The 22,950-nt window shown below is 71.0% G+C and carries 21 protein-coding genes; 15 read left to right on the forward strand and 6 right to left on the reverse strand.

Going from position 1 to position 22,950, the window contains the following annotated elements; translation table 11 throughout:
* Positions 1 to 27: 27 nt before the first annotated feature.
* A complete protein-coding gene (locus IEY73_RS09385; protein WP_229715698.1) occupies positions 28 to 420 on the reverse strand; it encodes an ATP-binding protein in 393 nt (130 codons plus the stop codon).
* Positions 421 to 619: 199 nt separating this feature from the next.
* On the opposite strand from IEY73_RS09385, the gene IEY73_RS09390 reads away from it, so the two are divergent.
* The 10 genes from IEY73_RS09390 (at position 620) to ggt (ending at position 13,368) form a co-directional block, all read left to right on the forward strand.
* Positions 620 to 2,470: a sigma-70 family RNA polymerase sigma factor gene (locus IEY73_RS09390; protein ID WP_189078732.1), complete on the forward strand. Its 1,851-nt coding sequence runs from the start codon at positions 620 to 622 to the stop codon at positions 2,468 to 2,470.
* A gap of 9 nt (positions 2,471 to 2,479) precedes the next feature.
* Complete coding sequence (gene fgd, locus IEY73_RS09395) at positions 2,480 to 3,472, forward strand: glucose-6-phosphate dehydrogenase (coenzyme-F420) (RefSeq protein ID WP_189078733.1); 993 nt, start codon at positions 2,480 to 2,482, stop codon at positions 3,470 to 3,472.
* Positions 3,473 to 3,503: 31 nt separating this feature from the next.
* Positions 3,504 to 4,376: an LLM class F420-dependent oxidoreductase gene (locus tag IEY73_RS09400; RefSeq protein WP_189078734.1), complete on the forward strand. Its 873-nt coding sequence runs from the start codon at positions 3,504 to 3,506 to the stop codon at positions 4,374 to 4,376.
* A complete protein-coding gene (locus tag IEY73_RS09405) occupies positions 4,373 to 5,032 on the forward strand; it encodes an HAD family hydrolase (RefSeq protein ID WP_189078735.1) in 660 nt (219 codons plus the stop codon). The genes IEY73_RS09400 and IEY73_RS09405 overlap by 4 nt, the downstream gene beginning before the upstream one ends.
* A gap of 118 nt (positions 5,033 to 5,150) precedes the next feature.
* Entirely contained in the window at positions 5,151 to 6,824 is a 1,674-nt protein-coding gene (locus tag IEY73_RS09410; RefSeq protein WP_189078736.1) for a sodium:solute symporter family protein, read from the forward strand.
* Between the two features lie 27 nt (positions 6,825 to 6,851).
* Positions 6,852 to 7,193 (forward strand): hypothetical protein, encoded by a 342-nt coding sequence (locus tag IEY73_RS09415; RefSeq protein WP_189078737.1) that lies wholly within the window; start codon positions 6,852 to 6,854, stop codon positions 7,191 to 7,193.
* Positions 7,194 to 7,305: 112 nt separating this feature from the next.
* A complete protein-coding gene (locus IEY73_RS09420; protein WP_189078738.1) occupies positions 7,306 to 7,551 on the forward strand; it encodes a hypothetical protein in 246 nt (81 codons plus the stop codon).
* 185 nt (positions 7,552 to 7,736) lie between these two features.
* On the forward strand, positions 7,737 to 9,527 hold the full coding sequence (locus IEY73_RS09425; protein ID WP_189078739.1) for an ABC transporter ATP-binding protein: 1,791 nt from the start codon (positions 7,737 to 7,739) through the stop codon (positions 9,525 to 9,527).
* Positions 9,524 to 11,452: an ABC transporter ATP-binding protein gene (locus tag IEY73_RS09430; protein WP_189078740.1), complete on the forward strand. Its 1,929-nt coding sequence runs from the start codon at positions 9,524 to 9,526 to the stop codon at positions 11,450 to 11,452. Before IEY73_RS09425 ends, IEY73_RS09430 begins: the two co-directional genes overlap by 4 nt.
* A 116-nt stretch (positions 11,453 to 11,568) precedes the next feature.
* Positions 11,569 to 13,368, forward strand: a complete 1,800-nt coding sequence (ggt, locus tag IEY73_RS09435; RefSeq protein WP_189078851.1) for a gamma-glutamyltransferase — start codon at positions 11,569 to 11,571, stop codon at positions 13,366 to 13,368.
* 49 nt (positions 13,369 to 13,417) lie between these two features.
* Here the strand turns inward: ggt and IEY73_RS09440 are convergent, their stop codons facing one another.
* The 3 genes from IEY73_RS09440 to IEY73_RS09450 form a co-directional block, all read right to left on the reverse strand.
* Positions 13,418 to 15,079, reverse strand: coding sequence for a PAS domain-containing sensor histidine kinase (locus tag IEY73_RS09440; RefSeq protein ID WP_189078741.1), 1,662 nt, complete (start codon positions 15,077 to 15,079; stop codon positions 13,418 to 13,420).
* A 64-nt stretch (positions 15,080 to 15,143) separates the two neighbouring features.
* A complete protein-coding gene (gene trmB / locus IEY73_RS09445; protein ID WP_189078742.1) occupies positions 15,144 to 15,839 on the reverse strand; it encodes a tRNA (guanosine(46)-N7)-methyltransferase TrmB in 696 nt (231 codons plus the stop codon).
* 64 nt (positions 15,840 to 15,903) lie between these two features.
* The gene (locus IEY73_RS09450; RefSeq protein WP_189078852.1) at positions 15,904 to 16,512 is read right to left on the reverse strand and encodes a hypothetical protein; all 609 of its coding nucleotides are present in this window, start codon (positions 16,510 to 16,512) and stop codon (positions 15,904 to 15,906) included.
* Positions 16,513 to 16,778: 266 nt separating this feature from the next.
* Here IEY73_RS09450 and IEY73_RS09455 point away from each other — a divergent pair, with 266 nt between their 5' ends.
* The 3 genes from IEY73_RS09455 to IEY73_RS09465 all read left to right on the forward strand — a co-directional run bounded on the left by IEY73_RS09455 (position 16,779) and on the right by IEY73_RS09465 (position 19,646).
* Entirely contained in the window at positions 16,779 to 17,360 is a 582-nt protein-coding gene (locus IEY73_RS09455) for an IS607 family transposase (protein ID WP_189078743.1), read from the forward strand.
* Positions 17,357 to 18,817 (forward strand): IS607 family element RNA-guided endonuclease TnpB, encoded by a 1,461-nt coding sequence (tnpB, locus tag IEY73_RS09460; RefSeq protein WP_229715699.1) that lies wholly within the window; start codon positions 17,357 to 17,359, stop codon positions 18,815 to 18,817. Before IEY73_RS09455 ends, tnpB begins: the two co-directional genes overlap by 4 nt.
* Positions 18,818 to 18,941: 124 nt before the next feature.
* Complete coding sequence (locus IEY73_RS09465) at positions 18,942 to 19,646, forward strand: class I SAM-dependent methyltransferase (RefSeq protein WP_189078744.1); 705 nt, start codon at positions 18,942 to 18,944, stop codon at positions 19,644 to 19,646.
* Positions 19,647 to 19,740: 94 nt separating this feature from the next.
* Here the strand turns inward: IEY73_RS09465 and IEY73_RS09470 are convergent, their stop codons facing one another.
* Entirely contained in the window at positions 19,741 to 19,950 is a 210-nt protein-coding gene (locus IEY73_RS09470) for a hypothetical protein (protein ID WP_189078745.1), read from the reverse strand.
* An 86-nt stretch (positions 19,951 to 20,036) separates the two neighbouring features.
* Between IEY73_RS09470 and IEY73_RS09475 the strand changes: the two genes are divergently transcribed.
* Together IEY73_RS09475 and IEY73_RS09480 are read left to right on the forward strand one after the other, a co-directional pair.
* Positions 20,037 to 20,978, forward strand: a complete 942-nt coding sequence (locus IEY73_RS09475) for an aminoglycoside phosphotransferase family protein (protein WP_189078746.1) — start codon at positions 20,037 to 20,039, stop codon at positions 20,976 to 20,978.
* 155 nt (positions 20,979 to 21,133) lie between these two features.
* A complete protein-coding gene (locus tag IEY73_RS09480) occupies positions 21,134 to 21,916 on the forward strand; it encodes an alpha/beta hydrolase (protein ID WP_189078747.1) in 783 nt (260 codons plus the stop codon).
* Positions 21,917 to 21,938: 22 nt separating this feature from the next.
* Here the strand turns inward: IEY73_RS09480 and IEY73_RS09485 are convergent, their stop codons facing one another.
* On the reverse strand, positions 21,939 to 22,844 hold the full coding sequence (locus IEY73_RS09485) for a proteasome assembly chaperone family protein (RefSeq protein WP_189078748.1): 906 nt from the start codon (positions 22,842 to 22,844) through the stop codon (positions 21,939 to 21,941).
* Between the last annotated feature and the right edge of the window lie 106 nt (positions 22,845 to 22,950).

Genomic DNA, 22,950 nt, shown 5'->3' on the forward strand with positions numbered 1-22,950 from the left:
CATCGAGGGATGTGCCCGCCGAGATGGTCAGGCGAAGGTCTTCTCGAAGTGGATGAGGCTGCCGCTGCGCGGCGTCGACTGCAGGCGGACGTTGTCACTCAGCGCTCTGATGAGGAAGAGTCCACGGCCGTGCTCGCTGTCCGCGCCCGGGTCGTCCCCGGCCGCCTCGCCGATGTCGAATCCGGTGCCGTTGTCCCGCACGTCGATGGCGCACCGATCGTCGGCCACCTCAAGGCTGACCTCGAACTTGTCCGCGCCGGAGGCATGTTTGACCACGTTTCCGCAGGCTTCGGTGAGGGCGAGCTCCAGGTCGGCGCCGTACTGGCGGTCGACGTGCAGCACGCCGAGCGCGCAGCGCAGCAACCGTCGCACCGCGGGCACGCTGTCCACCTCGCACGGGAGGTTGAGACGTACGGACATGCGCATCGTCGTTCGCTCCCCTCGTGTGCCGGGCGGCCACCGGTTGCTGACCTTGCCTAAGAGTTCCCCATGACGCGGTGGATAATCCGCCCGGCCGATTCCTGTTATCCCGGGTGCGCCGCATCGTCTCCCTTCCCGGCGGTGTCGCGAGGCGGCATCGTGCGCGATGATCGACCGCCGAGGGAAGGGCTGAGCACACATGCCGGAACAACCGGACACCGCGACAGTGGTGGCAGCCCGCGCGGGCGACCCCGGGGCCGTCGACCGGCTCGTGGCGGGATATCTGCCGCTCGTCTACACCATCGTGGGCCGGGCGCTGGACGGGCACGCCGACGTGGACGACGTGGTGCAGGACGTCATGCTGCGAGTGTTGCGCAATCTCGGCGAGCTCCGTGACCCGGACGCCTTCCGGTCCTGGCTGGTGGCGATCACCGTGCGGCAGGTGCGGGAACGGTTCCGGGCCCGACGTGGCGCCCCCGATGCGCTGCTGCCGGCCGACGTGCGGGACCCCGGCGCCGACTTCACCGACCTGGCGATCACCCGGCTGGAACTGTCCGGGCAGCGCAGGGAGACCGCGGAGGCTACCCGCTGGCTGGACGAGGACAACCGGGAACTGCTGTCGTTGTGGTGGCTGGAGGCCTCCGGCGAACTGACCCGGGACGAGATCGTGGCGGCCACCGGCGTGACCCGGCAGCATGCCGCGGTCCGCATCCAACGGATGAAGGGCCAGTTGGAGACGGCCCGTGTGGTGGTGCGCGCGCTGAGCGCGACGCCGCGGTGCCCGGACCTGGACGCGGTGGTGGCGGACTGGGACGGGCGCCCCGGCAGCCTCTGGCGCAAGCGGATCGCCCGGCACACCCGCGACTGCCGGCTCTGTTCCCCGGCTTGGTCCGGTCTGGTCGCCGCGGAACGGTTGCTGGCCGGGATGGCGCTGCTGCCGGCGCCGCACGGCCTGCCGGCTCACCTGGGCCTGGGCGGGACGGCCGCCGTGCACGGCGCCGGCCACGGCAGCCACGCGCTGGCTGGCAAGATCGCCTTCGGGCTCACCCGCCGGGCGCTGACCGCGGCGCTGACCACCACCGCGGTGGCTGGCGGCGGCGCGGCAGCCGTGGTGTACCACCAGCACCAGGGCGACGACCCGGTGACCCAGGCCGCGGTCGTCTCGTCCCAGGCGCCGACGCCGCGGTTGTCACTGCCGTCGCCCACGCCGAGCGCCACCTCGGCCGCCGCGACGGCCACCGCGTCGCCGTCGACGACCACGCCGTCGCGTGCCGCGAAGACCTCGGTCGCGGCTGCCGCGCCGGCGCCCGCGGCAGCGTCCCGGAAGAAGGGTGTCAGCGTCTGGAAGTTCGCCGGGATGAAGGCGGCGCTGCGTGACGTCGGGGCCGGGTGGTACTACAACTGGGCCTCGAACAACGACGACGTGCCCGGCCCGTCGGGCGTCGAGTTCGTCCCGATGATCTGGGGCAAGGACAACGTCACCGACGCGACCCTGGCGCAGGCCCGGCGTGAGGGAAAGGTGCTGCTCGGCTTCAACGAGCCGGACATGGGCGGCCAGGCGGACATGAGCGTGGCGAACGCGCTCGCCGCCTGGCCCCGGCTGGAGGCGACAGGCATGCGGCTGGGCAGCCCGGCGGTCGCCTACGGCGGCGACACCCCCGGCGGCTGGCTGGACCAGTTCATGAGCGGCGCGACCGACCGCGGGCTGCGCGTCGACTTCATCACCCTGCACTGGTACGGCTCGGACTTCAGCGACGCCGCGGTCGACCAGTTCCTCGGGTACGTGGACGCGGTGCACCGGCGGTACGGGAAGCCGATCTGGGTGACCGAGTACGGCCTGATCAACTTCGGGGGGTCCCCGAAGTATCCGACCGGGGCGCAGGAGGCCGCCTTCATCAGGGGCACGACGCGCGGCATGGAGAAGCGCTCGTACGTCGAACGGTATGCGTGGTTCGGGCTGCCGGCGGTCGGTGACAGCGCCGACTTCGGTCTCTATCGCGACGGGGACACCCCCACCGAGGCGGGTAAGGCGTACCGGGCCGCGGGATAGGCTGCGAACATGATTCGGTTCGGGTACAAGGCTTCGGCAGAACAGTTCGCGCCGGCCGAGCTGCTGGGCTACGGAGTGCGCGCCGAGGAGCTCGGTTTCGACTCGGTGTTCGTCAGCGACCACCTGCAACCGTGGCGGCACGACGGCGGTCACGCCCCGGCCGCGCTCCCGTGGCTCGGGGCGCTGGTCATGCGCACCAGCCGGGTGCTCGTCGGCACGAGCGTGCTCACGCCCACGTTCCGCTACCACCCGGCGGTGATCGCCCAGGCGTTCGCCACGCTCGGCTGCCTGGCCCCCGGGCGGGTCGTGCTCGGCGTCGGCTCCGGTGAGTCGCTCAACGAGGTGCCGCTGGGTCTGACCTGGCCGGACGGCAAGGAGCGCTACGCGCGGCTGCGCGAGGCGGTGACGCTGATCCGCCGGCTGTGGACCGAGGACCGGGTGACCTTCGAGGGCACCTACTTCCGCACCGAGCACGCGACCATCTACGACAAGCCGGAGCAGCCGGTGCCGCTCTACATCGGCGCCTCCGGGCCGTCCGCGACGCGGCTGGCCGGCCGGGTGGCCGACGGTTTCATCACCACCAGCGGCAAGGGACACGACCTCTACACCGAGACGCTGCTGCCGGCGGTGCGCGAGGGCGCCGCCAAGGCGGACCGCAAGGCCGACGACATCGATCTGATGATCGAGGTGAAGGTGTCCTTCGACCCCGACCGGGACCGGGCGCGTGCGGACACCCGGCACTGGGGCGCGCTGGCGCTGTCGCCGGAGGAGAAGACGGGCGTCGAGGATCCGATCGAGATGCAGCGTCGCGCCGACGCGTTGCCGGCCGAGCGGACCGCCACCCGGTGGATCGTGTCCGACGACCCGGACGAGCACGCCGCCAAGGTGCGCGAATACCTCGACATGGGCTTCACCCACCTGGTGTTCCATGCGCCCGGTCCGGATCAGGAGCGGTTCCTGCACCTGTACGGCGAGCAGATCCTGCCCCGGTTGCGGAGCTAGGGTTCAACCGTCGCAACGAAAGGACCACGTCGTGAAACTCGGTCTGCACATCTCCAATTTCACCTGGCCCGAGGGTGCGCCCCGGCTGGGTGCCGTGCTCGGCGACGTCGCCTCCGCCGCCGACGAGGCAGGCTTCGACCGGATCAGCGTCATGGATCACCTGTGGCAGATCCACGTCATCGGCCCGCCGGAGCACGACATGCTTGAGGCGTACACGGCGCTGGGCTACCTGGCCGCGCACACCCGCCGGGCCAAGCTGCTCACTCTGGTGACCGGCGTGGTCTACCGGGAGCCGGGGTTGCTGGCCAAGGCGGTCACCACCCTTGACGTGCTCTCCGGCGGGCGGGCCATGCTGGGCATCGGCGCGGCCTGGAACGAGGAGGAGTCGAGGGGTCTCGGGCTGCCGTTCCCGCCGACCGCGGAGCGGTTCGAGCGCCTTGAGGAGGCGCTGCAGATCTGCCGGCGGATGTTCGACGGCGACGAGACCGCCTACCAGGGGCGGCATTACCAGCTCGGCCGGTTGCTCAACTCGCCGCTGCCGCTGAGCCGGCCGCATCCGCCGATCCTCATCGGGGGCGGCGGCGAGAAGAAGACCCTGCGGCTGGTCGCCCAGTATGCCGACGCGTGCAACCTGTTCAACGGCCCGGACGTGGAGCACAAGCTGGACGTGCTGCGCGGGCACTGCGAAGCGGTCGGCCGCGACTACGACGAGATCGAGAAGACCGCGCTGTTCAACTTCGACCTCGGCGAGAGCGGCGAGCGGGTCGGCGAGACCATCGAGGGTCTGCGGGAACTGGCGCGGAAGGGGTTCACCGTGGCGCACGGTTCGCTGCGCAACGCCTGGGACATCAAGCAGTTCGAGCTGTTCCGCAACGAGATCATGCCCGCGGCTCAGGCGCTGTGAGCGCGATCCGGGCGGTCGTCTTCGACCTGGACGGGGTGATCATCGACTCCGAGGGTGTCTGGGAGCAGGTGCGCCGGGCGTACGTCGCCGAGCACGGCCGCCAGTTCCTGCCGGACAGCCAGGACCGCATGATGGGCATGAGCACCGGCGAGTGGTCCGCCCACCTCAGCCACGAGGTGGGCGTGCCGCGCAGCCCCGAGCAGGTCGCCGGTGACGTGCTGGCCCGGATGGCGCAACGCTACCGGGCGGCGCTCCCGGTGATCGACGGCTCGGTAGCGGTGGTGCGCGCGATGGCGGAGCGCTATCCGCTCGCGCTGGCCAGCTCGTCCGCGCGCTTGCTCATCGATCAGGTGCTGGACACCGCCGGGTTGGCGGGCGCGTTCCGGGTGACGCTGTCCACCGAGGAGGTGCCGCGCGGCAAGCCCGCCCCGGACGTGTACGAGGAGGCAGCCCGGCGGCTCGGCCTGCCGCCCGCGGCGTGCGCGGCGGTGGAGGATTCCAGCAACGGGCTGCGGTCCGCCGCCGCCGCCGGGCTGGCCGTGGTGTGCGTACCGCACGGCGTCTACCCGCCCGCGGCCGACGCGTTGGCCGCCGCCGACATGGTGCTCGACGGGATCGCGGATTTGACGCCGGAAGCGGTGCAGAAGCTGCGCTGAGCCCGGGGGAGCCCTGCCGAGCCCGCGGGTGCGCGAATCGGTAACACGCCTGACAGATAAGCGTGTGAAAGATCCTCGCCACGGGTAGGTGGACCGCCGGAACGGAAGGGGGTCGCCCGTGGAATTACTCGCCGCGGAGAGCGGACTCAGGCTCAATCTCGACGTCTTCGACTACCTGATCCTGGCGGTCTATTTCGCCACGGTGCTGGGCATCGGCTTCGCCGCCCGAAGAGCGATCAGCACCAGTGCGGACTTCTTCCTCTCCGGGAGATCGATGCCTGCCTGGGTGACGGGCCTGGCGTTCGTCTCCGCCAACCTGGGCGCCCTGGAGATCATCGGGATGGCCGCCAACGGCGCGCAGTACGGCCTGATGACGCTGCACTACTACTGGATCGGCGCGGTGCCGGCCATGGTCTTCCTGGGCATCGTGATGATGCCCTTCTACTACGGCTCGAAGGTCCGCAGCGTGCCGGAGTTCCTGCGGCTGCGCTTCAACCGGCCGACGCACCTGCTCAACGCGGTGATCTTCGCGGTCGCGCAGGTGCTGATCGCCGGGGTGAACCTGTACGCCCTGGCGCTGATCCTGGACGCGCTGCTCGGCTGGCCGCTGTGGGTCGCCATCATCCTGGGCGCGGTCATCGTGCTGGTCTACATCACCGTCGGCGGGCTCTCCTCGGCGATCTACAACGAGGTGCTGCAGTTCTTCGTGATCCTGGCCGGGCTCGTGCCGATCACGATCATCGGCCTGGTCAAGGTCGGCGGCGTGGACGGGCTCTTCGACGCGGTCCGCAACAGCGACCTCGGCGAGGGGGCGTTGCACGCCTGGCGGGACACCGCGGGCACCGGCAACCCGCTGGGCGCGAACTGGATCGGCATCGTGTTCGGCCTCGGCTTCGTGCTCTCCTTCGGATACTGGACCACCAACTTCGCCGAGGTGCAGCGTGCGCTGAGCGCCAAGGACATGAGCGCCGCCCGGCGGACGCCGATCATCGCCGCGTTCCCGAAGATGGTGATCCCGGCGGTCACCGTGATCCCCGGGCTGATCGCCATCGTCACGGTCAAGGGGCTGGGCGCCGACTCCGGAGACCTGGTCTACAACAACTCGATCCCGTTGCTGATGCGCGACCTGCTGCCCAACGGGGTGCTGGGCGTGGCGGTGACCGGCCTGGTGGCGTCGTTCATGGCCGGCATGGCGGCCAACGTGAGCGGCTTCAACACCGTTTTCACCTACGACATCTGGCAGTCGTACATCCGCAAGCACGAGAGTGACCAGCACTACCTGCGGGTGGGCCGGACCGCCACCGTCGTCGGCGTGATCGTCGGCATCGGCACCGCGTTCATCGCGGCCGGCTTCAGCAACATCATGAACTACATCCAGGCGCTGTTCTCACTGATCAACGCCCCGCTGTTCGCCACGTTCATCGTGGGCATGTTCTGGAAGCGGATGACCGCCTGGGCCGGGTTCTGGTCGCTGCTGCTGGGCACGCTGGCGTCGCTGACGCTGTACCTGTCGTACCTGGGTGGTGCCATCTCGTTCAACTCCGACCTGGAGGAGAGCTTCTGGGGCGCCGGCCTGGCGTTCGTCACCGCCGTGGTGTTCGCGGTGGCGGTCACCTTCTTCACCCCGTCCAAGCGCGACGACGAGCTGCGCGGCCTGGTCTACGGTCTGGCCGGCCCGACCACCTCGGGTGACGTGATCGTCGCCGGGGACAAGGTGTGGTGGCGCAACCCGGCGCTGCTCGGCACCATCGCGGTGGTGCTGGCGTTCATCCTCTACATCCCCGTCTGGTGATCCGCGGGCGCAGCGAAAGGAGCGATCATGTCCGACGACAACACCCGGCCCGGCGACTCCGGCGGGACCGAGGATGAGCTGGTCGCGCAGAGCGAGGAACTGCAGAGCCGGTCGGCCGCGGCCAAGCTGTTCGACGTACGCCTGGTGATCGGCGGCCTGTTCGTCCTGTACGGCGTGCTTGTCACGCTGCTCGGCATCTTCGACAACAGTGCGGAGATCGACAAGGCGCAGGGCGTGCGGATCAACCTCTGGATGGGCCTGGCGATGCTGGTGCTCGGCGGCCTGTTCCTGCTGTGGCGGTGGTGGCGGCCGGTCGAGGTGCCGTCCGCCGGGCAGGCCCGAAGCGAGGAGCCGGACTCCGAGCACTGAGCGGAGACGACGGCGACCGTTTGATGGAGAAGGCGGTGCGACTCGGGTGCGGCCCGGGTGCACCGCCGTCCCGTCTCTTCCGCGGAGCACCCCGACTTCCGACACTCTAGTCATGGAACCTGTTGCCTCCGTGAGCCTCGCCTCGACCGGCGGTAGCCATCCCCCCGGCTGGCAGCTCCAGCTTCGTGTCGATTATGTGGTCAACCGAGTCATGCGCACGCATCGCGGGCAGCCCGACGAAGTGGTGCGTGGCGTGATCGAACAAAGTCTGCGAAGTCTGGGCGTGGTGCCGAACGATCGGCAGGTGGCCCAGTACGCTGCGGTCATCGCGGACATGCCTCCGTGGCCGAAGCGGTGACGCGTCAGCGCTTCGGGCATCGCGGGACGCGGTCGTCGCCGGGCCCGGCGTAGCGGGTCGCGTCCGGAGCGGACGCGGTCCGCCCGCCCGCCGTCGTGGTGGCCCGGGTGAGCATCGACACGTCGGGGACCGCGCGCTCCGAGGGGTATCGTTAGCCAGGCTAACTACCCCGTCAGGAGGGCCTCGTGGCGCGTCGTGCCCCCAGGGCGGCCATCGACCCGGACCGCACCAAGCCCTGGCTCCGGCGGGCGTGGCCGCTGGTGAAGGCGCACCGTGGCCTGCTCGTCACCTCGTTGCTGCTGTCCTTCGTCGGACTGATCGTCCAGGTGCAGATCCCGAACCTGGTCCGGGTGGGCATCGACCGTGCGGTGGTGGACCAGACCGCGCGGCTGTCCACCTATGTCGGCTGGATCGTGGCGCTCGCGCTTGCCCAGGGCGTCATCAACTACCTGGCCCGGCTCTATCTGCTGCGCACCGCGTACGAGATGGAGTACGACCTGCGCAACATCGTCTACGCGCATCTGGCCCGGCTGTCCTTCTCCTTCTACGACCGGGTGCAGTCCGGCGAGCTGATGTCCCGCTCCAGCTCCGACATCCGAGCCGTGCAGATGTACCTCTCCTTCGGCCCGTCGATCCTGGTGCAGTGCACCATCGCGCTGGTGGCGTTCGTGCTGATGCTGTCGATCAACGTGCCGCTCGCCATCGTCGCGATGATCACCATGCCGGTCATCGGGATCCTCGGGGTCACCATGCGCAAGGCGGTCTTCCCGGTCTCCTGGATGATCCAGGCCCGGCTGGCCGAGTTGGCCACCGTGGTGGACGAGAACATCCAGGGCGTCCGCGTGGTGAAGGCGTTCGCGGCCGAGGGCCGGCAGGTGCGCGCCCTGGCCGCCTCCGCCGACCGGGTCCGGTGGGCCTACCTGCAGGACGCCCGGATCCGTAGCCGCTGGTCGCCGCTGCTGGACAACCTGCCCCGCCTCGGCCTCGCGCTGGTGCTGCTGATCGGCGGGATGATGGCGATCCGCGGGCAGACCACGGTCGGCACCATCGTGGCCTTCAACTCGTATGTGCTGATGCTCCAGCCGCCGTTCCGGATGCTCGGCATGATGATCATGATGGGGCAGCGGGCATCCGCGTCCGCCCGGCGCATCTACCAGATCCTGGACACCCGCAGCGACGTGACCGATCCGCCGCAACCGCGCCGCGGTCGGGTGCGGGGTGACCTGCGATTCACCGGCGTGCGGTTCGCCTACCCGGACGGCACCGTCGCGCTGACCGGCCTCGACCTGCACGTACGGCCGGGGGAGACGGTGGCCGTGGTCGGCGCCACCGGCTCGGGCAAATCGACGCTGGGCCGGCTGATCGCCCGCTTCTACGACGTCACCTCCGGCAGCATCACCATCGACGGTCACGACATCCGCACCCTGGCCCTGGCCGATCTGCGCGACCAGGTCGGCATTGTGCCGGACGAGCCGTTCCTGTTCTCGCTGTCGATTCACGACAACATCGCGTACGGCAGGCCGGCGGCCTCGCGTGCCGACGTGATGGCCGCGGCGCAGGCGGCAGGCGCCGACGGGTTCGTCCGGGAACTGCCCGACGGTTACGACACCGTGGTCGGCGAGCGCGGCTACACGCTGTCCGGCGGGCAGCGCCAGCGCATCGCCATCGCCCGCGCGTTGCTGGTCAACCCGCCGGTGCTGGTCCTCGACGACGCGACAAGCGCCATCGACGTGCACGTGGAGCAGCGCATCCACGCCGGTCTGCGCACCGCGATGGCCGGCCGGACCACCGTGATCGTCGCCCACCGGCTGTCCACCATCGGCCTGGCCGACCGGGTGGTGCTGATGGAACGCGGCCGGGTCGTCGCGTCCGGCGCCCACGCCGACCTGCTCGCCGGCGAACCCCGTTACGCGGCCGTGCTTGCCGCGCAGAACGAGCCGGCGGACGGCGCGGATGCGCTGGAGGAGAGCCGATGAGCATGTTCGGCGGCGGGTTCGGCGGCTTCCGTCAAGGCGGCCACTCCGCACTGGGCGGCGCCGGCCGCTCGGGCAACGGGCTGCCGTTTGCCGGCATTCCCGCCGATCTGGCCGCCGGCGTCGCGGCGCTGGAGGCCCGCGAGCCCGACCACGGCGATCCGCGGGTCACCTACGAACCGGTGGACGACCGGGGCGGCCGGGTCACCCTGGTCCGCCTGCTCGCGCGCCGACCCGGTCACCTGATCGCCGCCGCGTCGGCCGTGGCGGTCGAGACGTTGCTGTTGCAGGCCGGCCCATACCTGGTGCAGGTCGGCATCGACCACGGCATCGCGGCACGGAACCTGCGGGTGCTGATCGTCGCCACGGCGGCGTTCGCGGCGGCGGTGCTGCTGACCGGGCTGGCCAGCGCCGCCCGGATGCGCCTGTCCGGTCGGCTTGCCGCGTCCGCCACCCGCGACCTGCGCATCCGGGTCTTCGCCCACCTGCAGCGCCAGTCGCTGGACTACTACACCGACGAGAAGGCCGGGGTGACCCTCACCCGGATGACCTCCGATGTGGAGTCGCTGCAGAACCTGTTGCAGGACGGCTTCGCCCAGTTCGGCATCCAGGGCCTGACCATGATCGTGGTGACCGCGGTGCTGTTCCACTACGACCCCGAACTGGCCCTGATCACCCTGGCGCTGGTGGTGCCACCGCTGACCGCGGCCTCGCTGTGGTTCCGGCGGGCGGCCGACCGAGGATACAACCGGCAACGCGACACCATCGCCGCGATGTTCGCCGACCTGTCCGAGAGCATCAACGGCGTCCGCGTGGTCACCGCGCACAACCGCGCGGACCGCAACGTCGTCGCGCACCGCGACGTGGTCGGCGCGTACCGGGACGCCAACGACTTCACCGGCCGGATCAACGCCATCTACGGGCCCGGCACCTCGGTGATCGGCCTGGTGGCGATGGCGGTGATGCTGCTGATCGGCGGCCGGATGGTGCTGCGTGGCAGCCTCACCATCGGCGAGCTGACCGCCTTCGTGCTCTACATCAACGCGTTCTTCCAGCCGGTGCAACAGTTGGTGCAGCTCTACACGCAGTATCAGCAGGCCCGCGCGGCGGTCGGCAAGATCCGTGGGCTGCTGGCCCGGCCGCCGTCGGTGCCGGTCGCGGCGGCGGCCCGGGTGCTGCCCCCGATCCGCGGGGAGATCCGCTTCGAGGACGTCACCTTCGGCTACCAGAGCGACCGGCCGGTGCTGTCCGGAATCGACCTGACCATCGCGGCGGGGGAGACGGTGGCCTGCGTGGGCCCCACCGGCGCGGGCAAGTCCACCCTGGCCAAGCTGGTCACCCGGCTCTACGACCCGACCGCCGGCCGGATCCTGATCGACGGGCACGACCTGCGCGAGGTGACCCTGGACTCGCTGCGCACCCAGATCGGGGTGGTGCCGCAGGAACCCTTCCTGTTCGCCGGCACGTTGCGCGACAACATCGCCTTCGCCCGCCCGGCGGCGAGCGATGAGCAGGTGTGGGCCGCAGTGGACGCGGTCGGGCTGCGTGACCTCGTCGAGCGATCACCCGGCGGCCTGGACGCGCCGCTGCACGAACGTGGCCAGTCGGTCTCCTCCGGCGAACGCCAGTTGCTCGCCCTGGCCCGCGCGTTCCTGGCCGAACCGCGGGTGGTGGTGCTGGACGAGGCCACCTCGAACCTGGACCTGGCCTCCGAGCTGCGGGTGGAGTCGGCCCTGGACACGTTGCTGGACGGACGCACCGCGATCCTGGTGGCACACCGGCTGTCCACGGCGATGCGGGCGGACCGGATCATCGTGGTGGACGATCATCGCGTGGTCGAGTCGGGCACGCATGCCGAGCTGATGGCTGCCGAGGGGCGATACGCGTCGATGTTCACCACCTGGGCGGCCGCCGCGACGCATCGGTAGTCCGCATCGCCGTCAGCGGTTGTGCGCCGGGTCGATCACCGGTAGGCAGGGATGGACCGTTCACTCTGTCCCACGGAGGATCGATGTCCCACCCAGGATCGACGCGGCTCCGACGCATGATGGCGCTGGCCGGTGTGGCCGCGCTCGCCGTGACCACGCCGCTCGCGGCGCCCGGGGCGGCACAGGCACACGGGGCGGCACAGGGCACGCCACCGTCCACGCCCACCGCGTACGGCTACGGTGGCGCCGTCTCGACCGTCGACGCCACGGCCACCGCCGCCGGGCTGGACGTGTTGCGGCACGGCGGCAACGCGGTGGACGCCGCGGTGGCCGCGGCGGCCGTGCTCGGCGTGACCGAGCCGTTCTCGGCGGGCATCGGCGGAGGCGGCTTCTTCGTCTACTACGACGCGCGGCGCGGCACCGTCTCCACCATCGACGGACGCGAGGCCGGCCCGGCGTCGATGACCGAGGACACCTTCATCGATCCGCAGACCGGGGAGCCGTACGACTTCCAGGAGGCCCGGGTCAGCGGCCTGTCCGCGGGCGTGCCGGGCACCCTGGCCACCTGGGACGCCGCGGCGCGCCGCTGGGGCAGCCGCTCCCTGGGCGCGTTGCTGATGCCGGCGGCCCGGGTGGCGCAGCGGGGCTTCACCGTGGACGCCACGTTCAACCAGCAGGTCGCCGGCAACCGCGACGCCTTCGGGCAGTTCTCCTCGACGAGCGAGCTGTACCTGCCCGGCGGCCAGCCGCCCGCGGTCGGCTCGGTGCAGCGCAACCCGGACCTCGCCGCCACCTACCGGCTCATCGCCCGGCGCGGCGCCGACGTCTTCTACCGCGGCGCGGTGGGCCGGGACATCGCCGCCACCGTGCAACATCCGCCGCTCGCCGCGGACCCGGTCGGCACCTGGGACTACCCGATCCGCCCCGCCGACCTGCGCCTGTCCGATCTGGCCGGGTACCGCGTGCGCTACCCGGCGCCCACCACGTCGGACTTCCGCGGCCTCACCGTGCACGGCATGTCCACGCCGTCCAGCGGCGGCACCGCCGTGGGCGAGGCGCTGAACATCATCGAGCAGGCCGGCACGCCGGACAGCACCGTCGGGGTGCTGCACCGATACCTGGAGGCGAGCGCATTGTCGTTCGCCGATCGCAACCGCTACGTCGGCGACTACACCCCCCAGCCGGTGCTGAAGAAGCTGGTCAGCGAATCCTGGGCGGCCAAGCGTGCCTGCCAGATCGACCCCGGGCGGGCCTTGGCCAAGCCGGTCCCGCCGGGCGACATCAATGCCTCGGGGTGCACCCCGGCCACCGCCGGCGCTCCGGTGGAGAACGGGCAGAGCACCACCAACCTGACCGTCGCCGACCGCTGGGGCAACGTCGTCGAATACACCCTGACGATCGAACAGATCGGCGGCAACGCGATGGTGGTGCCGGGTCGCGGCTTCCTGCTCAACAACGAGCTGACCGACTTCAACTTCGCACCCACCCAGGGCGACGCGCCGGACCCGAACCTGCCCGGACCGGGCAAACGCCCGCGCAGCTCGATGTCGCCGACGATCGTGCTGAAGCATGGCAAGCCGTTCCTCGCGCTGGGCTCACCCGGCGGCTCCACCATCATCACCACCGTGTTGCAGATGCTGGTGGACCGCGTCGAACTCGGCATGAGCCTGCCGGAGGCGATGGCCGCGCCGCGAGCCTCGCAGCGCAACACCGCCGGCATCGTGGCCGAGCCGGCCTTCCACAGCCGGTACGGCCCGGCGCTGACCGCGCTCGGTCACCAGTTCGCCGAGGACACCCCGGAGCTCGGCGCGGCCACGGCGATCGAGTTCGGTCGGCACGGTGCCATGATCGCCGCCGCCGAACCGGTGCGCCGCGGCTCGGGAGCCGCCGCCGTGGTCTGGCCGGCCCGGCGCTGAGCGCCGCACGCCGGGCGGGGCGCGTGCCCCGCCCGGCGCGGGCGGTCGCTCATCGGGCGGCGTCCAGCGGCAGCCGGACCCGCACCGTGGTGCCCGGCCCCTCATGCTCGGTGAGCTCGATCGTCCCGCGGTGCCCCTGCACCACCGCCCGGCTCAACGCCAGGCCCAGCCCGGTGCCGGGAATCGCCCGGTCGCGGGCGCGGCTGGTGCGGTACAGCCGGGTGAACAGCTTGTCCCGCTCCTCCGGCGCCACCCCGATGCCGGTGTCCGACACGACCAGCTCGGCCGCCCGGCCCACTGGCCGCAGCGTCACCGAGACACGCCCCCCGTCCGGGCTGTACTTGACCGCATTGCCCACCAGATTGTCGATGATCTGCCGCAGCCGCCGCCGGTCACCCGCCAGGACCAGCTTCTCCGGCACCTCGGCGGACAATTGGAGCACGCTCGGTTCGATGGCCGCGCGCGCCGACTCCACCGACTCGCGCACCACGTCGGCCAGATCCACCGGCGCCATCGCCATGGCCGCGTGCCCGGTGTCCAGCGCGGCCAGTTCCAGCAGCTCATCGATGATGTGGCGAAGCTGGCCGGTGTTGCGCTCGATCACTTCGAGCAACTGCGGGCCCTGCGCGGCGAGCACCGCCGGGTCCATCTCGCGCAGCAGTTCCGCGTACGTGCTGATGGACGTCAGCGGCGTGCGCAGCTCATGCCCGATGAGCGCCAGATATTCGTCCCGGCTGCGTGCGAGCTGCCGCTGCAAGTCCTCCACCAGCCGCCGCTCCACGAACTGGCCGATGTGCGCGGCGATGCCGGAGAGCAGGGCGACCACCTCGTCCTCCGGATCCTCCACCGCGTCGGTGAACACGGTGAGCACCCCCAGCGGCTCCGGCCCGTGCCGCACCGGAATCGCCAGCGCGGTGTGCAACTGCGCCGCCGCGGCGGTGCGTTGGGAGATCAGGCTCTGCGGCCGTCCCACGTCGCGGATCCACAGGGACTTGCCTGCCTGCCATGCGCGTCCGGCCAGCCCTTGCCCATACCCGAGCTCGTCCGGCACCGCGACGTCGGCCTGCCATCCGGTCGCGCTCCACGACGCCGCCGGACGCAGCACCTTCGCCGCGTCGTCGACCAGCCACAGCTCCGCATGCGCCCATTCCAGGGTGCCGCCCACGGCCGCCAGCACCCGCGGACCGGCGGCGGTGACACTCGGCGCGGCGGCCAGCGCGGTGGTGACCGCGAGTTCGCAGGTGCGGAAGCGTTCCGCGCGTCGCCGCCGGGTCACGTCCTGAACCGCCTGAACCGCGCCCATCGCCGTGCCGTCCGGGCCCACGATGGGCTGGGCGTGCGCCAGGTAGTGGCGGGTGTGCCGGGTGCCGGCGTGCAGCACCAGCTCCTCGTCGCGCAACCGCTCGCCCCGCAAGGCGCGCAACAGCGGGAGACGGGCGCCGGTCAACGGTGTGCCGTCACGGTCGCACAGGCCGTCCACCACGGTGTCGCCGTCCGTGCCGGCGAGCGGTGGCAGCCCTTCCCAGAGCCGGTGCATGCGGGCGTTGGTGAGCACGATCCGGCCCGCGGCGTCGCATGCGGTGACGCCGTCGTGCAGGCTGTCCAGCACCGCGTCCAGGAACAGGCGTTGCCGGTCATGCTCGGCGTCCTTCGCGCCCGTCGCTACGTGTTCCGCCGACCCGGCCTCGGGGCCGGGGTCGATTTGTCCCATCGGCCCGACCTCCGTCACTCAGACTACGGCTCGGGCAGTCCTCGGTGGCGCAGAAACGCCCAGCTCAGACCCGCTCGTACGGGAGGTCGGCGATCGGCCTGCCGGCCCGCGCGCCACGCTGCTCGAATTTCGTCCGCGGGCGTGGCGGCAGCGTCCGGGCCTCCGGCTCGGGCATGGCTCGCAGCCCCGGATCGCCGTCCAGGGTGCGGGTCATCGCGCGGGCGTAATCCGGCCAGTCGGTGGCGCAGCGCAGCACGCCACCGGGGGCGAGCAGCTCCCGCAGCACCGCGACGTTGGCGGGGCTGATCAGGCGGCGCTTGTGGTGACGCGCCTTGGGCCACGGATCCGGGAAGAACACGTGCACCGCCGCCAGACTGGCCGGGGCGAGCCGACCGGCCAGTTCCATGGCGTCGCCCCGCGCCACGCGGACATTGCGCAGGCCGCGTTCGCCGATCAGCGCCAGCAGGTTGCCGATGCCGGGGGTATGCACCTCGATGCCGAGGAAGTCCCGGTCCGGGTCGGCGGCGGCCATGGCGGCTGTCGCATCGCCCATCCCGAACCCGATCTCCAGCACCCGCGGGGCGCTCCGGCCGAACAGGTGGTCCAGGTCCAACGGCCGGCGGTCGCCGTCGACGATGGTCAGGCCGAATCGTGCCCAGTGCGCGTCGACGGCGTCGGCGTGGCGCCCACTCATCCGTCCGCGGCGCGGATGGAACGTACGTATCGGCCGCTCCGCGGACAGGCTGATGGGTTCGCTCATGGCGACGCCCACGATACGGCGGGAGACATCCACGAGCTACGGCCGGGATGTCTCCCGAGGTTGCTCAGGCCGCCGCCGCGGACCAGATCGCCGTGAAGGCCGCCGCCTCCCCGGTCAACCAGCGCTCCACGTCGCCGGGCCGGGCGGTGGGGTCGAGGCGGCGGACGGCGCCGCGACGCACGTCGACAAGCACCGGTTCGGCGCCCGGCAGAATCTGATCCATGTGCCGGTCCATCAGGTGCATCATCGCGGTGGCGGCCTCGGCACAGGGGGGCTCCTCGTCGAAGTGCAGTCGGACGGCCGCACGGCGGCCATCGTCGTACCGCAAGCCGAAGTGGGGGTTGATCTTGACGGCCAGCGGCCCGACCAGGGCGAGCGCATCGCGTGTCTGGGCCAGGTCGATGCCGGTGGCGGGATCGCCGAGGGAATGCAGGTACGTCGTGGCGCCGGCGCTGAGTGCCTGGTAGAGCGGCTTCCACCGAGGCTTGACCAGATCCGGCACGGCGGCCAGGTAGCTGCCGCCGGTGTGGAAGGCGATGTCCGCCTTCAGCGCCTTGACCAGTTGGCCGTGCGGGTTGAAGCCGGAGCCGCGTTCGCGCTGGCGGCGCAGACCACCGACGAAGGTGGCCTTGGCCGGCCCGGTGCGAGCGACGTAGCGGGTGAAGCCGAGCATGGTGGCATAGGGCGGGATCGAGGCGGTCGGTTCCGGCAGGACGGGTGTGGTCACGACAGTCTCCTCACTCTGCCGCCGGGCAGAGCCGTGCGTGGGCGGCCGATGGGCGGCCAGGCACCGAAGAGGGCTGAAGATCAGCAGCTCAGCGGCCCTTTTCGTACATACATACTAATCGACGGCGGCCACATTCCCAACCCGGATCCGGGGGAGTTAGCTGTTGCCGTGTCGTGCGTCTTTGGCGCTCTTAAGGCCGCTATGATGCTCGCGTGAATTTGAAGGAATGGGCGGCGTCGACCGGTATCGCGTACATCACCGCTCGGCGGCAGTACGCGGCTGGAACGCTGCCCGTTCCCACGTACCGGATCGGCCGCCTGATCATGGTCGGAGAACCGGTTACCGCGACGTCGGCTGAATCCGGGCAGACCGTGGTGTATGCCCGGGTGTCGTCGGCCGGCCAGGAGGTGGACCTGGACCGGCAGGTCGCCCGGGTGACCGTGTGGGCCACCGGGCGGAAACTCGGCGTCGACCGGGTGGTCACCGAGGTCGGGTCCGCGGTCAACGGTCACCGGGAGAAGTTCCTCGCCCTGCTGCGTGATCCGGCCGTGACGACGATCGTGGTCGAGCACCGGGACCGGTTCGCCCGGTTCGGGGCCGAGTACGTCGAGGCCGCGCTGACCGCCCAGGGCCGCCGTCTACTCGTGGTGGACCCGGCCGGGGTCGATGACGACCTGGTCGGCGACGTGACTGAGATCCTGACGTCGTTGTGTGCCCGCCTGTACGGCCGCCGTGCCGCGGCGAACCGTGCCCGCCGCGCCGTCGAAGCCGCCACCGAAAACGGCCCGGCGTGAAGACGATCCAGGCGTACCGGTTCGCCCTGGACCTGAATCCCGGCCAGGAACGCGGCGTGCTCGCGCACGCCGGGGCGGCCCGGGTCGCCCACAACTGGGCGCTCGCGAGGGTCAAGGCGGTCATGGACCAGCGAACCGCGGAGCGTTCCTACGGCGTGCCGGACGAGCTGTTGACGCCGTCGCTGTCCTGGTCCCTCGCAGGGCTGCGTCAGGCGTGGAACCAGGCGAAGCCAGAAGTTGCGCCATGGTGGTCCGAGGTGTCCAAAGAGGCGTTCAACACCGGCCTCGACGCCCTCGCGCGCGCGTTGAAGAACTGGGCCGGCTCCCGCAAAGGCACCCGGGCGGGCCGGCCTGTCGGATTCCCGCGGTTCAAGTCCCGCCGCCGTAGCACCCCGTCGGTGCGGTTCACCACCGGCGCGATCCGGGTCGAGCCGGACCGGATGCACGTCGTGCTCCCGAGGCTGGGCCGGTTGAAGTTGCACGAGTCGGCCCGGAAACTGGCCCGCCGCCTGGACACGGGCACGGCCCGGATCATGTCCGCGACCGTGCGGCGTGACGGCGGGCGCTGGCAGGTGTCGTTCACCGTCGAGGTCGAGCGCGCCGAACGCGCCCCGGCCCGACCACGGTCGGTTGTCGGGGTGGACGTCGGGATCAAGCACCTCGCGGTCTTGTCCACCGGCGAGCTGGTCGACAACCCCCGCCACCTCGTTGCAGCGCAGCAGCGGATGCGGTCGCTGGACCGTGCGTTGTCCCGCAAGACCGGCCCCGACCGACGCTCCGGCCGCCGTCCGTCGAAACGGTGGGAACGCGCCGCGGCCCGGCTCGGCCGCGCCCATACCCGGGTGACGAACCTACGCCGCGACGGTCTGCACAAGCTCACCAACCGGCTCGCCACCACACATGGCACGGTCGTGGTGGAAGATCTCAACGTCACCGGCATGCTGCGGAATCGGCGACTGGCTCGGCACATCGCTGACGCCGGTTTCGCGGAGATTCGGCGTCAGTTGGCGTACAAGACCGGATGCAACGGTGGCCGGCTGCTCGTGGCCGGCCGCTGGTATCCGTCCTCGAAAACCTGCTCGGGCTGCGGCACGGTGAAAACCAAGCTGGCCCTGCACGAGCGTGAATACCAGTGTGAGGCGTGCGGGCTGGTCATCGACCGCGACCGCAACGCCGCACTCAACCTGGCCGCACTCGCGGCTGAGTCCGACACCGCCGGGAGTGGCCCGGTGGCAGCACGTGAAGCCGACCAGAAGACCCGCGTACGCGGGCAGGTGGCGACGAAGCGTGAACCCGGCACGGCATCCGCCGGTCAGACCGGGACCGTCCTACCGCAAGGCAGGACTACCGACCGTGTGCTCGCTAAAGCACACCGAGAGGTAACGGGTCGAGAACGCTCTACACACAGCCCGCTACCGGCCCGTCGAGGGCCGTGTGACGTACTACTGGCCCGGTGAGTCCTGGCAACAGTCCTTCAGTGACTTCGCACCCGGAACCCGCACCGTGACCTTGGGCCGGGCCAGATGAAAGGCGGCGACGCGATCTCCGCCGTCTGCCCAATTGACCTGGAACACTTGCCGGATGACGGCAGAGGGCAGAACGCGAGTCCGGGACGTACGCCGCCGCCTCGCCCGGGAAGGACCGGCCTGGACGCGCGGACCCGAGCGCGACTTCGAGACCGTGGCCCTGCCTGAGCACGACGGCGACCGCCTTCGCGACCTCCTGATCGCCGAACAGGTGCAGACGGTCGTGGAGATCGGTCTCGCGTACGGGAGCTCCGCGCTCGCCGTCGGAGAGGCGCTGCTGGCCGTGGCCGCGCCGCACCCTCGTCACATCGTGATCGACCCGTTCCAGCAGCAGGTGTTCAACAACGTGGGATGGGACCTGTTGCGTTCCGCCGGACTGGATTCCCTCGCCGAGCTTGTCGCCGAGCCCTCCTCGCTTGCGCTAGCCCGGCTCGTCACGGACGGCCTCGTCGCCGACGCGGCCTTCATCGACGGCAGTCACCGATTCCACGAGGTCTTCGTCGACCTGTACTTCCTCCGCAAGATCGTCAAGCCGGGCGGTCTGATCCTTCTCGACGATGACCACCACCCGTCTGTCCGGGCCGCGGTGCGGTATTACGAGCGGAACCTGGGGTTCACCGAGCTCCCGGAGGCTTTCCACACCGGAAGCATCGAGCACCTCGGCGGCGACGCCGCGGCCGAGGCTGTCCGTCGATGCCGAGCCGTCCGGCTTCCGGATCCGCCGTTCGAACCGGCGTTCCAGGACTTCACGCCGTTCTGACCCGCCGGTCGCAGAGAGCGGCTATGCCGGGGGAGCGCCGCACCGGTGTCAGCACTCCGTCCACGAGCAGGTCCACCCAGTCGAACGCCGCGTGTCACCAGGCGACGTCATCGGTATGCACAACCGCGGTTCCCGGCGTCACCGCAGCCAGCCGGTCCGCGAGTGTCGTCTTTCCGCCCGAGCTTCGTCCGTCGACGGCCAGCACCGGCGGGCGCCCGGCCGGGGTGCCGACATGACGCCGGACCAGGTCGGCGAAGTCGCCGATCGGCACCGCCCGCCAATCCGCCACGCGTGGCTCGTCCATGTGTCCATGAGACCGCACTCCGCTGTGGAGTCTGCCCGGCGATTCACGTCGAGTCCACGCGGGCACAGGCGTGACACGATGCCGGCATGACTCTGGAGACCGACGGGGCCACTGCGGGGAACGCTACGGTGACCGCCGAGCTGGTGCGCGACCTGTTGCGCGATCAGCATCCGGACCTGGCCGACCGCCCCGTGACGCTCGGCGCGCGGGGGTGGGCCAACCAGATGTGGCGCCTCGGCGACGACCTTGCCGTCCGGCTGCCGTGGGCCGCCGACGACGGGGCGGCGGACGCGTCGCTGCGCCATGAAAACGCATGGCTGCCCGTGCTCGCCCCCCGCCTGCCGTTGCGAGTTCCCGTTCCGCAACGGCTGGGTGAACCTTCGCCGCGCTTCCCGCGTCCGTGGATCGTCACCACCTGGGTTCCGGGCGTGCCCGCCGACCTCGCGCCCGCCACCCGCGGTTCGTCGTCGGCCGATGCGCTTGCCGCGTTCTTGACCGCCCTGAACCGGCCGGCTCCGAACGGGGCGCCGCGGGGACAGGGCAGGGGAGGGGCGCTGACAGAGGTCGCCGACGGCGTCGAGAACGGTCTGGCGACGGCGACGCAGCGGGGATGGATTCCCGACCCGGGCGGCATCCGCACGATCTGGCAGGACGCGCTCGCCGCCCCCGGCTGGGCCGGGCCGCCGCTCTGGCTGCACGGAGATCTGCACCCCGCCAATGTGCTCACCGAGGACGGCGGCCTGTGCGGAATAGTCGACTTCGGCGATCTGTGCGCGGGTGATCCGGCCTGCGACATGGCCGCCTGCTGGACACTCTTGGACGACCAAGGCATCCGCCGTTTCCGTACGGCGTACCGGCCGGCCGAGGATGCCGCGACCTGGCGCCGTGCCCGCGGGTGGGCCGTCTGGCGTGCGATGGGCAGCCTGTTCATCGCCGATGCCGGCCGACGCGGCAGCCCCGGCGGCAAACCCACGTGGGGTCCGCCGGCCCTCGCGTCGCTGCGCCGGCTGGTCGCCTCGGCAGCATGATCGCGGCTGTGACTCATCGGAGGATCGACCCATGACGACCCCGCGGTTCGTGCCCGGGGGATCGCCATGAAAGCCGCAGCGTGCCCGCACGAATTCCACAGCCGAGAGCCCGCCGGGTGGGACGGGGCGGGAGGGTTGTCGGCCATACTCGGGCCATGGCGTTGATCCGTTGCGACTTCTTCTCCGCGGCCCTGGAGCTCAGCACCTCCATGACCGTCCTGTTGCCGCAGTCGGGCGAGGCGCAGATCGGCGTCTCGGGGCGCGCCGGCGATGATCCGCCGCCGCTGCTCTACCTGCTGCACGGTCTCACCGATGACGACACCGCGTGGACGCGGTACACCTCGATCGAGCGGTACGCGGCCGAGCGTGGCCTTGCGGTGGTGATGCCTCAGGTCCATCGCAGCTTCTACGCCGATCAGGCGTACGGGATGAGGTTCTGGACCTTCCTGTCCGAGGAACTCCCGGCGATCGTGCAGCGGTTCTTCCGGGTGTCCGCGCGCCGGGAGGACACGTTCGTCGCGGGCCTGTCGATGGGTGGCTACGGCGCGTTCAAGTGGGCGCTGCGTCAGCCCGAGCGGTTCGCCGCTGCGGCGAGCCTGTCCGGCGCGCTGGACGCGGCCCACGTGCAGAAGCATGACAGGCGACCGCACATCCAACGGTTGGCGGCCACGGTGTGGACCGACGATCTGGCGGGCGGCGGCGACGATCTCATGCACCTGGTAGCGCAGGCCGACCCGGCGGTGCTGCCGCGCCTGATGCTGCGCTGCGGCACCGAAGACCACACCTTGGCGCAGAATGAACGGTTCGTGCGTGCCTGCCGGGAGGCCGAGGTGCCGATCGACGCCGCGTTCGGTCCGGGCGGTCACGAATGGAGTTACTGGGATGCGGAGATCCGCACGGTGCTCGAATTCATGAAGCCGCGCGCAGCGCCGTCATGACGCCGCGCGCAGCATCGCGGGCCTACTGCTCGTCGCGGGACTGCTCGGCCAGGAAACGTTCCAGCTCCGCACCCAGTTCCTCGGCGCTGGGCAGCGACCCCGGCTCGTCGGCCAGGAGGTTTCCGGTGCGGCCGCGCAGGAATGCGTCGTACTGCTCCTCCAGCGAACTGACCAGCCGGCCGGCCTGCTCGTCGTCCGCCACTTGCTTGTCCACCTCGTCGCGCACCAGGGCCGCCGCCTCTTGCAGGGTGCCGGTCGGCAGCACCAGGCCGGTGCCCCGGGCGACCGAGTCGACGAGCAGTTCGGCGGCGGCCGGGTAGGCCGTCTGGGCCAGGTAGTGCGGGACGTGCGCGGCGTACCCCATGGCGTTCCGGCCGTCCTGGCCGAGCCGGTATTCGAGCAGGTTTCCCACGCTCGCCGGCACCTGCACCCGTTGCAGCCACGACTCGTGCTCGCCGAGCAGGGCGCGGTCGGTGGCGTGCGCCGTGACGCTCACCGGGCGGGTGTGCGGGACGGCCATCGGAATCGCGTTCAACCCCACCGTGAGACGGACCCCGAACCGGTCGATGAGGCCGGTCACCGCGGCGATGAAACGTTCCCATTGCAGGTCTGGCTCCGGCCCGGCGAGCAGCAGGAAGGGTGTGCCCTGCTGGTCCTGCAGCAGGTGCAGGGCCAGGCTGGGCTGCTCGTAGCTCTCCCAGTGGTCGGCGACGAAGATCATGGGCGGTCGGCGGGAACGGTAGTCGAGCAACTGGTCCAGGTCGAACGTGGCGATCACCCGGCCGGGCAACTGCTCCAGCAGGTGGTCCCGGGACAGCTGAATCGAGCTGCCCGCGTCGACGAAACCGGTGAGCGCCTGGACGAGGACCGGGCCGTCCAGGGCAGGCAGGTCGTCGGCCAACTCGTAGAGCCCCTGTGGGTCGAGCACGCTGCGGACCTCCTCGATTGTCGTGCGCCCGCGCGAGCGGGTAACCGTCTACAACACGCGCCGGGCGCCTCCCATTCCACCATCGCGCGGCGCAGCGGGGGAGGGG

This window comes from Mangrovihabitans endophyticus, assembly GCF_014646155.1.
Classification (GTDB): domain Bacteria; phylum Actinomycetota; class Actinomycetes; order Mycobacteriales; family Micromonosporaceae; genus Actinoplanes; species Actinoplanes endophyticus.